This is a genomic window from Actinomadura sp. NPDC000600 (assembly GCF_040492135.1).
In the GTDB taxonomy this organism is placed as follows: Bacteria; Actinomycetota; Actinomycetes; order Streptosporangiales; family Streptosporangiaceae; genus Spirillospora.
Genome location: NZ_JBEUPD010000078.1, coordinates 1 through 11,612 on the forward strand (window position 1 = coordinate 1; position 11,612 = coordinate 11,612).

10 protein-coding genes and 1 pseudogene are annotated in these 11,612 nt (G+C 74.9%); 8 read left to right on the plus strand and 3 right to left on the minus strand.

Features of this window, described 5'->3' with window-relative positions; all coding sequences use genetic code 11:
• Window positions 1-327: pseudogene (locus ABWI07_RS43390) on the plus strand (hypothetical protein); the annotation flags it as partial.
• 35 nt (window positions 328-362) lie between these two features.
• On the opposite strand, the gene ABWI07_RS43395 reads toward ABWI07_RS43390, so the two are convergent.
• On the minus strand, window positions 363-1,547 hold the full coding sequence (locus ABWI07_RS43395; protein WP_353822128.1) for a cytochrome P450: 1,185 nt from the start codon (window positions 1,545-1,547) through the stop codon (window positions 363-365).
• Between the two features lie 250 nt (window positions 1,548-1,797).
• Here ABWI07_RS43395 and ABWI07_RS43400 point away from each other — a divergent pair, with 250 nt between their 5' ends.
• Genes ABWI07_RS43400 through ABWI07_RS43430 form a run of 7 tightly spaced genes read left to right on the plus strand, consistent with a single transcriptional unit; the run spans window position 1,798 to window position 8,910 of the window.
• Window positions 1,798-2,799, plus strand: a complete 1,002-nt coding sequence (locus ABWI07_RS43400; protein WP_353822129.1) for a 3-oxoacyl-ACP synthase III family protein — start codon at window positions 1,798-1,800, stop codon at window positions 2,797-2,799.
• A gap of 2 nt (window positions 2,800-2,801) precedes the next feature.
• Window positions 2,802-3,572, plus strand: a complete 771-nt coding sequence (locus tag ABWI07_RS43405; RefSeq protein WP_353822130.1) for a glycosyltransferase family 2 protein — start codon at window positions 2,802-2,804, stop codon at window positions 3,570-3,572.
• 16 nt (window positions 3,573-3,588) lie between these two features.
• On the plus strand, window positions 3,589-4,758 hold the full coding sequence (locus ABWI07_RS43410) for a cytochrome P450 (protein ID WP_353822131.1): 1,170 nt from the start codon (window positions 3,589-3,591) through the stop codon (window positions 4,756-4,758).
• Window positions 4,755-6,284, plus strand: a complete 1,530-nt coding sequence (locus ABWI07_RS43415; RefSeq protein WP_353822132.1) for a class I adenylate-forming enzyme family protein — start codon at window positions 4,755-4,757, stop codon at window positions 6,282-6,284. Before ABWI07_RS43410 ends, ABWI07_RS43415 begins: the two co-directional genes overlap by 4 nt.
• Before the next feature lie 13 nt (window positions 6,285-6,297).
• Window positions 6,298-7,224, plus strand: a complete 927-nt coding sequence (locus ABWI07_RS43420; protein WP_353822133.1) for an NAD-dependent epimerase/dehydratase family protein — start codon at window positions 6,298-6,300, stop codon at window positions 7,222-7,224.
• A 49-nt stretch (window positions 7,225-7,273) separates the two neighbouring features.
• Entirely contained in the window at window positions 7,274-8,008 is a 735-nt protein-coding gene (locus tag ABWI07_RS43425; RefSeq protein WP_353822134.1) for a Clp protease N-terminal domain-containing protein, read from the plus strand.
• A 38-nt stretch (window positions 8,009-8,046) separates the two neighbouring features.
• Window positions 8,047-8,910: an alpha/beta fold hydrolase gene (locus tag ABWI07_RS43430; protein WP_353822135.1), complete on the plus strand. Its 864-nt coding sequence runs from the start codon at window positions 8,047-8,049 to the stop codon at window positions 8,908-8,910.
• A 25-nt stretch (window positions 8,911-8,935) separates the two neighbouring features.
• On the opposite strand, the gene ABWI07_RS43435 is transcribed toward ABWI07_RS43430, so the two are convergent.
• Window positions 8,936-10,456 (minus strand): serine/threonine-protein kinase, encoded by a 1,521-nt coding sequence (locus ABWI07_RS43435; protein ID WP_353822136.1) that lies wholly within the window; start codon window positions 10,454-10,456, stop codon window positions 8,936-8,938.
• On the minus strand, window positions 10,453-11,612 hold a 1,160-nt coding region (locus tag ABWI07_RS43440), incomplete at its 5' end, for a WD40 repeat domain-containing protein (RefSeq protein WP_353822137.1). The genes ABWI07_RS43440 and ABWI07_RS43435, both read right to left, overlap by 4 nt.

Genomic DNA, 11,612 nt, shown 5'->3' on the forward strand with positions numbered 1-11,612 from the left:
AAGGGTCCCGTAGCGCCGGGGCGGCGGGAGGGGGGGGGGGCGCGCCGGCCCCGGCGGCGCGCCCGAGGCGGCGGTTCCGCGCTGCGCCGCCGGGGCCGCGAGCCGAGCCACCGGACGGCGGTGGTCCAGGTCATCGGGGCCGTGCTGGTGCTGTTCGCGGTCTCCTTCGCGCTCTGGTGGTGGAACTCCGCGCCCCGCGACGAGCAGCCGGCGCGGCCGGTGAGCCCGACGATCACGCACTCCCCGGCGCCCGCCCCGACGCCGACGGCCCCGACTCCGACCGCCCCGCAGAAGGACGCCCCGCCCACCGAGATCCCCGAGGTCTAGCAGGGCGAGGCCTTGCGGCCTCGCCGCTGCCGGGGTCAGGCGAGCCGCACCCGCAGTTCGGCGTACGACGGGACGAGGACGCGGCGGGCCGGGCGGCGGGAGACCACCCGGTACGGGCGCCCGGACGACAGCAGGGTCTCCAGCATCCGGGCCACCTGCACGCGCGCCACGGCGGCGCCGAGGCACAGGTGGCGCCCGCCGCCGAACCACAGCTGGCGCGTCTCGGGCACGTACGCGCGGCGGACGTCGAACGGCCCGGCCGCGCCGGTCGCCCGGTAGGTCAGCAGCAGGACCCGGTCGCCCACGCGGAGCCGCCGCCCGCCGACCGCCGCGTCCCGGGCGACGTGCCGTCCGATGACCGGCGCCGGGGCGGCGACGCGCAGCCCCTCGCGCACCGCGTTGCCGGTGAGGGACGGGTCGTCCAGCAGCGCCCGCTGCCCTCCGGTGTCGTGCAGCAGCGCGGCGGTGCGGACGGTCCCGGACGCCCCGGTCTCCGTCCCGGCGATCACCAGCAGGGTCGCCAGGCCGCGGGCGAGCGGCAGGCCGAGGTCCATCTCGCGGCAGCGGCCGAGCAGGGTGTCCGGCCCGGCCGTCCGGTAGGCGCGCGGGACGCCCGCGGTGATCTCGTCCACGATCGCGCGGGCCCGCGCGACGACCGCCGGGTCGAGGTCGGTGGACGCGGTCGTGCCCAGCGCCAGCCGGGCGAGCCGCTCCCCGGCGGCGAAGAGCCCGCGGTGGGCTGCGTCCGCCCGGTCGGCCGGCAGGCCCAGCAGGTCGGCGACCATGCGCCCGGCCAGCACGCGCGCCGCGTCGGCGACGTCCACGCCCGCCCCGGAGGCGAGGCGCGCGGCGAGCGCGGCGTGGGTCCGGCCTTGGGAACGTTCCACCAGGACCTGCGCGGCGTCCTCGGTGAACAGGTCGCGGGCGCGGGTGCGGATCTCGGTGTGCGTGGCCCCGCCGAAGAACCGCGCCATCTCGTCCCCGAACAGCTGCGTCCAGAGGTGGCCGACGCCGCCCTCGCCGTTCATGCCGAAGCTGACGTGGTCGTTGAGGACCTCCCGCGCGAGGACGGGGTCGGTCACCACCCACCCGAGCCTCGGCACGCGCGTGATGGGTCCGGTGTGGCGCGCCGCCTCCAGGAGGGCGAAGAGGCCGGGGTTCGCGGCCCACAGCAGCCGCGCCTCGTTCCGCGCGGCGCTCGCGGTCCCTGTGCTTCTCATCCGCGTGCTCCTGGCCCGCGTGCCCGAGATCTTCGCGCTGGTGGTCTTCGTGCTGGTCACCCGCCGATTCTGGCGGTCGGAGCATCCGGGCGGAAGCGTGAAATCCCTCAAATCGGGCTAAGTGGCAGTACTCACGGCGAACCGGGTACAACGCCCGGTCAGGGATGCGTAGGGTTCCTCTCACCGGGAGCGCCCGCGGTCGGCGAGGCTGGCCGGAGACCGAGCACCAGGAACCGGGGGACCCGAGCCCATGAGAGCCCGCATCACCGCCGTCGCCGCGCACCTGCCGGACCGGACGGTCAGCAGCGCCGAGGTCGAGGCCCGCGTCGCGGCCGAGAGCGCCGGGTACCGTCCGCACCCCACGATCGTGGAGCGGATGACCGGCATCCGCGCCCGGCACGTCATGCGCGACGACGAGCAGGCGTCCGACCTCGCCGTCGCCGCGGCCCGCCGCGTGCTCGCCGACCGCGCGGTCGAGCCCGCCGGCGTCGACCTGCTGGTGTTCGGGTCGGCGTCGCAGGACCTCATCGAGCCCGCGACCGCGCACATCGTCGCCGCCAAGCTCGGTGTGACCTGCCCCGTCTTCGACGTGAAGAACGCCTGCAACAGCTTCCTCAACGGGCTCCAGATGGCGGACGCGCTGATCCGCACCGGCCAGCACGAGCGCGTACTGGTCTGCACGGGCGAGAGCCCGTCCCGCGCGATCCGCTGGAAGGTGCGCGACCGCACCCAGTTCGTGGACGCCTTCGCCGGCTACACCCTCTCCGACGGCGGCGCCGCGATGCTCGTCGAGGCCGCCCCGGACGGCGGGATCTTCTACCGCGACTTCGCCGCCGTCTCCAGCGCCTGGCGGATCGGGACGCTCCCGGCGGGCGGCTCCATGCACCCGCGCGACCCCGAGTACACCTACTTCAGCGGGGACGGCCGCCGGCTGAAGGACGCCTTCCTCGCGACCGGGCCGGAGATCTTCACCACCGCGCTCGCCAAGACCGGGCTGACCTGGGACGACTTCGCGGTCATCGGCGTCCACCAGGTGACGCTGCCGTACCTGGAGACGCTGCGCGCGGTCCTCGGCGTCCCGCCGGACCGGCTCGTCGTCACGCTGCCCGAGCACGGCAACGTCGCGTCCGCGAGCCTGCCGCTGCAGATCGCCACGGCGCTCGCCGAGGGGCGCTGCGGCCCCGGCGACCGGATCGCGCTGATCGGGCTCGCGGGCGGCGTGAGCCTCGGCGTCATGTTCGCGGAGCTGTGATCGTGAACCCGCCGAACCCGATGAACCTCTGGATCGTCGTCCCGGCCTTCAACGAGGAGCGCTCGATCGGCGCGACCCTGCGCCGGCTCGCCGAGCAGACCGACACCGGCTTCACCCTCGTCGTGGTCGACAACGGCAGCACGGACGCCACCGCCACCGTGGTCAAGGAGTTCGCCGCGGACGCCGCGGCGTTCGACGTCCGGATCGTCCACGAGCCGGAGAAGGGGACCGGGGCCGCCGCAGACACCGGCGTCCGGCACGCGATCAGCGCGGGCGCCACGCACGTCGCCCGCACCGACGCGGACTGCCTGCCGCACCCCGGCTGGGTCGCGGCGGTGAAGCGGGCGTTCACCGAGGGCCTGGAGATGGTGTCCGGGCCGCTGCTGCCGCGCACCGACGAGTTCCGCTTGAGATTCTGGGAGCGCCGCCTGCTCCCGGCCGTCATCGACATCGCCGCCCTCTTCGGGCGCTTCCGCCCCGGCAACCAGGACCCGTTCTACCTCGGCCCGTACGTCATGATGCCGGGCTGCAACGTCGCGATCACGGCCGATCTGTACGAGCGGTCGGGCGGCTTCCCACGCACCCGCATCGAGGACGTGCACGAGGACCGCGCGCTGGTCAACCGCGTCCGCTACGTGACCGACGCCTACGGGCTGCGGAAGGACGTCGTCGTGTACGGCTCCGTGCGCAGGCTCCGCGCGTTCGGCCTCGTCAGGACCCTCGGCTGGTACGCCGACCACCGCTACCGCCCCGAGGTCGTGGACATCAGATGAGCGGCGGGGACATCCGATGAACTGGGAGGAGCGGCTCTACCTGACCGCGCACCCGGTCGCCTACCCGTTCCTGCGCGGGGTCGCGCGGCGCGGCCCGATCGTGCGCGTGCCCGGGATCGGCGTGGTCGTCAACGACGCCGTCCTGGCCCGCGAGATCCTCATGGACGGCGAGACGTTCCGCAAGGACGGACCGGGCTCGCCCGGCGAGCTGTGGACGCCCGTCCTGGGGCCGTCGGTCCTGCTCAACATGGAGGGCGACGCGCACCGCGCCCTCCGCCGCCGCCTCACCGACCTGTTCGTCCCGTCCTACACCGAGGACCTGTGCGCCCGCGTGCTCGCCGAGCCCCTGGCCGGGCTGGCGGACCGCCTGCGGCGCGGCGCGACCGTCGACCTGGTGGACGCGGCGCGGGTCATGGCCGGGACCGTGATCGGCGAGGTGATCGGGCTCGAGGGCGGCACCCAGGCCGCCTACCGGGACCTGTTCGAGCAGGGCGAGCGGATCGTCTCGATGGTGTCGCTGCGCACGCGGCGGCTCTCCCCGTCCCAGGTCCGGCGCGCCCGCGCGGTGCTCGACCCGCTCGGCGACATCGCGGCGAAGTCCTACCTGGCGGGGGACGAGTCCACCGTCATGGGGCGGATGCGGGCCCTCGGCCTGTCGGAGGACGAGGCCCGCGGCGCCGCCGGCGCCTTCTTCCTGACCGGCACCGAGACCGTCGCGACGCTGCTGCCGCGCCTGATCGCCCTGCTCGCCGACCACGGGCAGCTCGACCGAGTCGCCCGGGACGGCGCCCTCCTGGACCGGGCCGTCGAGGAGGCGATGCGGGTCACGACGCCGACACCGGTCATGCTGCGCAGCGTGCACCGCCCGGCCGAGGTCGGCGGGGTCGCGATCCGCCCCGGCGAGCGGGTGCTGATCGCCACCCACAACTGCTGCCGCGCCCACGGCCCGTTCGACCTCGACCGCCCGCACCCGCCCGAGCTGCGCCGCCTGTGGTTCGGGGCCGGGCCGCACTTCTGCATCGGCTACCCGCTGGCCATGGCGCAGATCCGCCTGGTCGCCCGGACGCTGCTGGCCGCCGCGCCGCTCACGGTCACGCGCCGGGCCGCCGCCCGGAACGTCCTGATCCCGACGTACCGCCACCTCGCCGTCCGATCCGGGCGCGGACGCGAAGGAGGGGCGGCATGACGCTCGTCCGGTGGCTCCTCGACCAGGCGGCGCGGACGCCCGGCGCCGTCGCCCTGGTCTCCGGGGACGGGGCGGAGCTGACCTACGGCGAGCTGCGGCGGCAGGTGCTCGCCGTCCGGCACGGGCTGCTGTCGGGCGGGCTCGCCGCGGGCGACGGCGTGCTGTTCTCCGTGCGCCCCTCGCCGGAGTCGCTCGTCCTCGCGCTGGGCGTGGTCGCGGCCGGGGGAGTGGTCGTGTTCGCCGACCCGGGGGCCGGGCCCGAGATGTTCACCGCGCGGCTGCGGCTGGCGCGCCCCCGCTGGTCGGCGGCGGAGTCGGTGCTGTACGCGGGCAGCAGGCTCCGGCCCGTCCGGGCGTACGCGCGGCGGCGGGGGCTGCTCCTGCCGAACCTCGCGGACCTGCGGATCCCGGGCGAGGGCCCGATGCGGCACATCCGCGTCGGCCGCCGGCTGCCCGGCGTGCCCCGGAACGCGCTGTCCTTCGCGCGCCTGGCCCGCGGCGAGGCTCCCGAGCCCGACCGCGAACCCGATCCGGACGCGCCCGCCGCCGTGATCTTCACCTCGGGGACGACGGCGGACCCGCGCGCGGTCGTCCACACGCAGGCGTCCCTGGCGGCGGCGCTCGACCTGTTCCGCTCCCGGCTCCCGCTCGGGCCGGGGGACGTCGTCCACACCGACCAGCTCATGCTCGGCCTGCCGACGCTGATCGCGGGCGCGCGCTGGTCGATGCCGCCCCTGTTCTGCGCGCCCGCCGACTTCGCGCGGCTGATGCGCGAGCGGCACGCCACGCACACGTTCTGCGTTCCCGTCCATCTGGCCGAGATCCTGGACGCGTGCCGCGAGCTGCCGCCGTCCGTCCGGTACGTGCTGCTCGGCGCGGCCCCCGCGCCCGCGGCCATCCTCCGGCGGGCGATCGAGGCCGCCCCCTCGGCGGAGGTCCTGTCGGTGTACGCGATGACGGAGATCCTGCCCGTGGCGATCGCGTCCGCGCAGGAGAAGCTCGCCCATGCCGGGCCCGGCGACCTGCTCGGCGCGCCGCTGCCCGGCGTCGGCGCCCGCCTGGCCGGCGACGGGGAGCTGCTGCTGTCCGGCCCCAACCTCTGCCGCGGGTACCTCGGCGCGGACCCCGTCTCCGAGCTGCCGACCGGTGACCTCGCGCGGCTGGACGGCGGCCGCCTCGTCCTGACGGGCCGCAAGAAGGACATGCTGATCCGCGGCAAGTTCAACCTCTACCCCGGCCTGTACGAGCCGGCGATCGCCGCGCTGCCCGACGTGGCCGAGGCCGCCATCGTGGGCGTGCCGGACCCGCGGACGGGGGACGAGGAGGTCGTCCTCGCGGTGGTCGGCCCCCGCGACCTGCCCGCCCGGCTGCGCCGCGCCCTGCCTGATCGGCTGCGCCGCGCCCTGCCGGACGTCATCGACCACGACGCCCTCCCGGACCGCATCGTCGTCCTGGACGACCTCCCCCGCTCCGGACGCACCCGCAAGCTCGACCGGGACCGGCTCCGAGAACTGGTGGTGCGGTGAGGCTGGTGGTGCGGTGAGGATCGCGGTGACGGGCGCCTCGGGGTTCGTCGGCGGCGCGGTGTGCCGGGCGCTCGCGTCCGAGGGCGCCACCGTGTTCGCGTTCGGTCGCCGCCCGGCGGTGGCCGCGGAGCATGTGGGCGGCGCGGCCTACCGCTCATGGGACCTGACACGAGGCCCTCTGCAGGACGCCCCCGCCGTGGACGCCGTCGTCCACTGCGCGGGGAGCGTCACCGACTGGGGACCCGCGGCATCCCTCTTCGCCGCCAACCTCACGGGTACCCACAACGCCTTGGCGAGCTTCTCGGGCACCCGGTTCGTGCACCTCAGCACGGCCAGCGTGTACGACCCGTTCCGTCCGAGCGTCATGGCGCGCGAGGACGAGGCCCCGGTGCGCCGCTACATGAACGCCTACGGCGCGTCGAAGGCCGCCGCCGAACGGCTGGCCATGGAGCGCGGCGCTGTCATCCTCCGTCCCCACGCGGTCTACGGTCCCGGCGACACGACGCTCCTGCCCCGCGTCCTGTCGGCGGTGCGCGGGCCGCTGCTGCCCGCCGTGGGCACCGGGCGCCGGCGCATCAGCCTGACGTCGATCGGGAACCTGGTCCAGGCCTGCGTCCTGGCCGCGACGGGGCCGGTGGCCCCCGGCGTCTTCAACGTGGCGGACGCGGAGCCGGTCGCGATCGACGACGCGTTCCGCGCGATCCTGCGCGAGCGCGGGGTCCGGGCGCGCCCCGTGTACGTCCCGGCCCGCGCCGCCCGCCCGCTCGCCGCCGTCGCCGAGGGGGTGTTCCTGCTGGCCCGCCGTCCCGAACCGCCGAGGCTCACCCGCTACGCCATCAGCCATCTCGCCCTGGAGCGCACCCTCGACATCACCGCCGCCAGGGAGTCCCTCGGCTACGACCCCGACCCGACGTCCTTCGCCGGAGCAGCCGACTGGTGATCGTCAACCCAAGGTTGACGATCCAGGATCGTCAACCTATGGTTGACGCATGACCGAACCGCAGCGCCCGCCCGTCCAGGTCCGCCTCGACGACCTGATCAACGGCATCAAGAAGAGCCACACCGACGCCCTCGAACAGCTGACCAGCGCGGTCCTCGCCGCCGAGCACCTCGGCGAGGTCGCCGACCACCTCATCGGCCACTTCGTGGACCAGGCCCGCCGCTCCGGCGCGTCCTGGACGGAGATCGGCAAGAGCATGGGCGTCAGCAAGCAGGCGGCGCAGAAGCGCTTCGTCCCCAAGGGGGAGAAGTCCGACCTCGACCCCTCCCAGGGCTTCTCCCGCTACACCGATCGCGCCCGGAAGGTCGTCGTGGCCTCCATGAGCCAGGCCCGCGCCGCCGGCCACGCCGAGATCACCCCGGCCCACCTCGTCCTCGCCCTGCTCACCGAGCCCGAGGCGCTCGCCGCCAAGGCGATCCTCGCCCAGGACGTCCTGCTGGACACCGTCCGGCAGGCCGCGACCGCCGCGCTGCCCCCGGGCGGCGAGGAGGTCCCCGAGCTCATCCCCTTCGGCCAGGACGCCAAGAAGGCCCTCGAACTGACGTTCCGCGAGGCCCTGCGGCTCGGCCACAACTACATCGGCACCGAGCACATCCTCCTCGCGCTGCTGGAATTCGAGAACGGCACGGGGCTCCTCTCCGGAGCGGGCGTCGACAAGGCGGCCGCCGAGGCGAACATCACCGCGGCGCTGGAGGCGATCGCCGCCAAGACGGACACGCCGTGAAGCGATGAGTTCCGGCTCCGCGCACGGTCCACCCCGTCATGGAGAAGCTCATCAAGGCCAACGGGGTGGAACTGTGCGCGGAGGCGTTCGGTGACCCGTCCGACCCGCCGATCCTGCTGATCGGCAACACGATGCTCACGTGGCCGGACGACCTGTGCGGGCGCCTCGCCGCGCTGCGCAGGTTCGTCGTCCGCTACGACCTGCGCGACACGGGCCGGTCCGAGTCCGCCGACTCCGGCGCCCCCGGATACACGCTGCGCGACCTCGTCGCCGACGCCGCCGGCGTCCTCGACGCCTTCGGACTGCCGGCCGCGCACGTCGCCGGGTTCGGCACCGGCGGCTGGATCGCCCAGCTCCTCGCCCTCGACCACCCGAAGCGCGTCAGCACCCTCACCCTCGTCGCGACCAGGCCCACTGCCCCCGGACCGGCCGACGCCGACCTGCCCGATCACGCCCCGGAGCTGATGGCCCGCTTCATGAAGCCGCCGCAGGTCGACTGGACGGACCGGGAGTCGGTGGTCGGCTTCCTGGTCGAGAACGCCCGCCACGTGTCGGGCCCGTCCTTCGACGAGGCCGAGGCCCGCGCGAACATCGAGCGCGTCTACGACCGCACGGTGCCGTCAGGCGCCGACCCAGGCAAGGCGCACCGGGCGAACCAGATGGGCACGGTCTTCGCCGCCCTGGACTGCGGCGACCGCTGGCGCGAACGCCTCCCCGAGATCACCGCCCCGACCCTCGTCGTCCACGGAGAGGACGACCCCTTCTTCCCGCTGGGCAACGGCCGGGCGCTGGCCGCCGAGATCCCGTCGGCCGAATTCCTCGTCCTCCCCGGCACGGGCAACGAACTCCCGCGCCGGACCTGGGACACGGTCGTCCCGGCCTTGCTCCGCCACACCTCCTGACGGCGAGAGGTGTCGCGGCGCTGTGTCACGGCACCTTCTTGGCCACCGATTCGGCCAGTTCCGCCGCCATCCAGCACATGCCCGAGGGGTCGCTCGACTGGCCGGTGGCGACCGTGCTCACCTGGGTGGACGATCCATCGTTGTCCCACGTGACCTGGCAGGCGCTCTCGTCGTCGCTGCTGTACGCCCGCATGCCGGGGAGTGCGGTCAGCTTGTCGTGCTCGGCGTCGGTCACGTCGGTCCGGAAGAGGCGCACGGGTTTCGGGGAGTACATCAGGGTCAGCCGGAAGTCCTTGTCGGCCCCGTACTGGGCGGTCTGCCATTCGCAGGTGCGGATGTCCTCCGCGGCGTTCTCGTAGCCGCCCCGTACGCCGGTGGAGATGAGCTGGTTGTCCCGGATGATGCCCTGGTCGATCACATCGCAGGGGTCCTGGGACGCGCTGCCCGGCTTCGGCGTCCCCCCGGCGGCCCGGGCGCCCGGCCCGCTGTCGCCGGTCAGGGCGATCGCCCCCCAGGTGAGGGCGGCGGTGAGGACGACGGTGCCCGCGGCGGCGGGAAGGATGACCCGGGGACGCGTCCACGCGGACGTCCGGGGCCCGGCGGGCCGGGTCGCGACACGCGTGTGGCCGGTGACCGGAGGCGGCGGAGCGGGGGTCCACGGTCCGGGCCACCGGTCGCCGGTCGGCGGCACCGCGGCCTTGCGCTCGGTGATCATCGCGCTGACCCGCTCCGGCAGCCAGTGCCCCTCGTCGGCGGACGGCGCGAACCGCGCCAGGACGTCGCCGACCGACGGCCGGGCGGCGGGGTCCTTGGCCAGGCAGGCGGCGACGAACGGGCGGAGCCGGTCGGGCAGCCGGGACAGGTCCGGCTCCTCATGGATGATCCGGTAGACGACGACCGCGGGACGCCCCCTGCCGTAGGGGGTCTCCCCGGTGGCGGCGTACGCGAGGACGCAGCCGAGCGAGAAGACGTCGGACTCCGGCCCGGCCGCGCGCCCCCGCGCCTGCTCCGGGGACATGAACCCGGGCGTCCCGATGACCGCGGTGGACTTCTGTGCGGCGTCCAGCGCGCGGGCGATGCCGAAGTCGATGACGCGGGGGCCGTCGTCGGCGAGCAGGACGTTGCCGGGTTTGAGGTCGCGGTGCACCAGGCCGGCGCGGTGCACCGCCAGCAGCCCCTCGGCGAGACCGGAGCCGAGGACCTCGACCGCCTGGTAGGGCAGCGGCCCGTTCCCGGCCACGGCCTGCTGCAGCGACGGGCCGGGGATGTAGGCGGTGACCAGCCAGGGGCGCTCGGCGTCCGGGTCGGCGTCGACGACCTCCGCGGTGTAGAAGCCGCCGACCTTGCGCGCGGCCTCCACCTCCTCCACGAACCGGCGACGGAAGTCGGCGTCGGACGAGAGTTCGGGCGCCACGACCTTCACCGCGACGAGGCGCCCGCCGGGGGAGCGGCCGAGGAAGACCTCGCCCATGCCGCCGCGGCCGAGCCGGCCGAGCAGCCGGTAGGGGCCGACCTGCGCCGGGTCTCCGGGGCCCAGGGGCTTCACCGCCGGAGCCTCCAGATCTTGATCACGTCCTTCAACCGCGCGTCGTCGGTGGCGGTGGCGAGCGTGCGGCCGTCCCGGGCGAAGGCCACGCCGCCCACGCCGCCGCGGCCTATGTCCACCGACAGGAGCCGCTTCTTGGAGGACATGTCCCACAGCGTGACCCCGCCGCCGCCCTCCCGGGCGCCGCGCCCCGCGGCGAGGGTCGTGCCGTCGGGGCTGAGGGCCATCGACTGGAAGCCGGACTCGGCGTCCGCGAGGGCGGGGCCCGCCTTCTTGGCCGCGACGTCCCAGACGCCGACGCCGCCGAAGGTCCCGGTGAGGGTCCCGCCGTCCGGAGTGAAGCCGAGACCGCCGACCCCGAAGGCGTCGGCCTTGGCGAGCGGCAGGGTGCCGGCCGGGGAACGGGACGCGACGTCGAAGAGGGCGACACCGCCGCCGAGGTCGCCGTCTCCGTACCCGGCGGCGAGGGTCTTCCCGTCCGGGCTGAAGGCGACGCTCTGCACCGCGGCGGTCGTGCCCGCCTGGGGCCCGTCGAGGACGAAGGTGTGCAGCAGCTTCCCCGCCTTGACGTCCCAAAGGGGCACCTTGCCGAAGCCTTCTCCCCGGCCCGACCCGGAGCCCGCCAGGTAGCGGCCGTCGGGGCTGAACGCCAGGCCGTCCATGACGAACAGGTCGGTGCGGTCGGAGGACTTGAACGTGACGTCGGCGACCGTGCGGCCTGAGCGCAGGTCCCACACCTTGGCCCCGCCGTGGCCGCTCTCAAGGCCGTGCGACGTCATCTGCATCGGCACCATGTAGCCCATGGCGACCAGGCCGTTCCCGCTGACGGCGACGCTCTTCGGAAGCACGCCCTCACCGGCGCTCAGCGTGGTCACCTTCGCGTGGGTGTTCGCGTCCCACACCGTCAGGTTCTCCTTCCTGAACACCCCCACGAGATAGGCGCCGTCCGGGCTGTAGACGACGTCCCGGAGGCTCTCCGCCGTGCCCGTCTCGATGCTCGCCACCGGGTCGAGCCGGGCGGCGTTCTTCGTTCCGCCCGCCACGGCCGCGGCCGGGCCGTCGCCCGAGCCGGACGAGAGCACCACCGCGGTCGCCGCCGCGACCGCCACCACGACGGCCGCGCCGACGGCGGCCAGCAGGCCCCGGCGGCGCCAGA

Bases quoted from the DNA above. Each gene is read 5' to 3' on its own strand.
- ABWI07_RS43395 (WP_353822128.1), bottom strand. From the start codon at position 1,547: ATGAGAAGCACAGGGACCGCGAGCGCCGCGCGGAACGAGGCGCGGCTG.
- ABWI07_RS43400 (WP_353822129.1), top strand. From the start codon at position 1,798: ATGAGAGCCCGCATCACCGCCGTCGCCGCGCACCTGCCGGACCGGACG.
- ABWI07_RS43410 (WP_353822131.1), top strand. From the start codon at position 3,589: ATGAACTGGGAGGAGCGGCTCTACCTGACCGCGCACCCGGTCGCCTAC.
- ABWI07_RS43415 (WP_353822132.1), top strand. From the start codon at position 4,755: ATGACGCTCGTCCGGTGGCTCCTCGACCAGGCGGCGCGGACGCCCGGC.
- ABWI07_RS43425 (WP_353822134.1), top strand. From the start codon at position 7,274: ATGACCGAACCGCAGCGCCCGCCCGTCCAGGTCCGCCTCGACGACCTG.
- ABWI07_RS43430 (WP_353822135.1), top strand. From the start codon at position 8,047: ATGGAGAAGCTCATCAAGGCCAACGGGGTGGAACTGTGCGCGGAGGCG.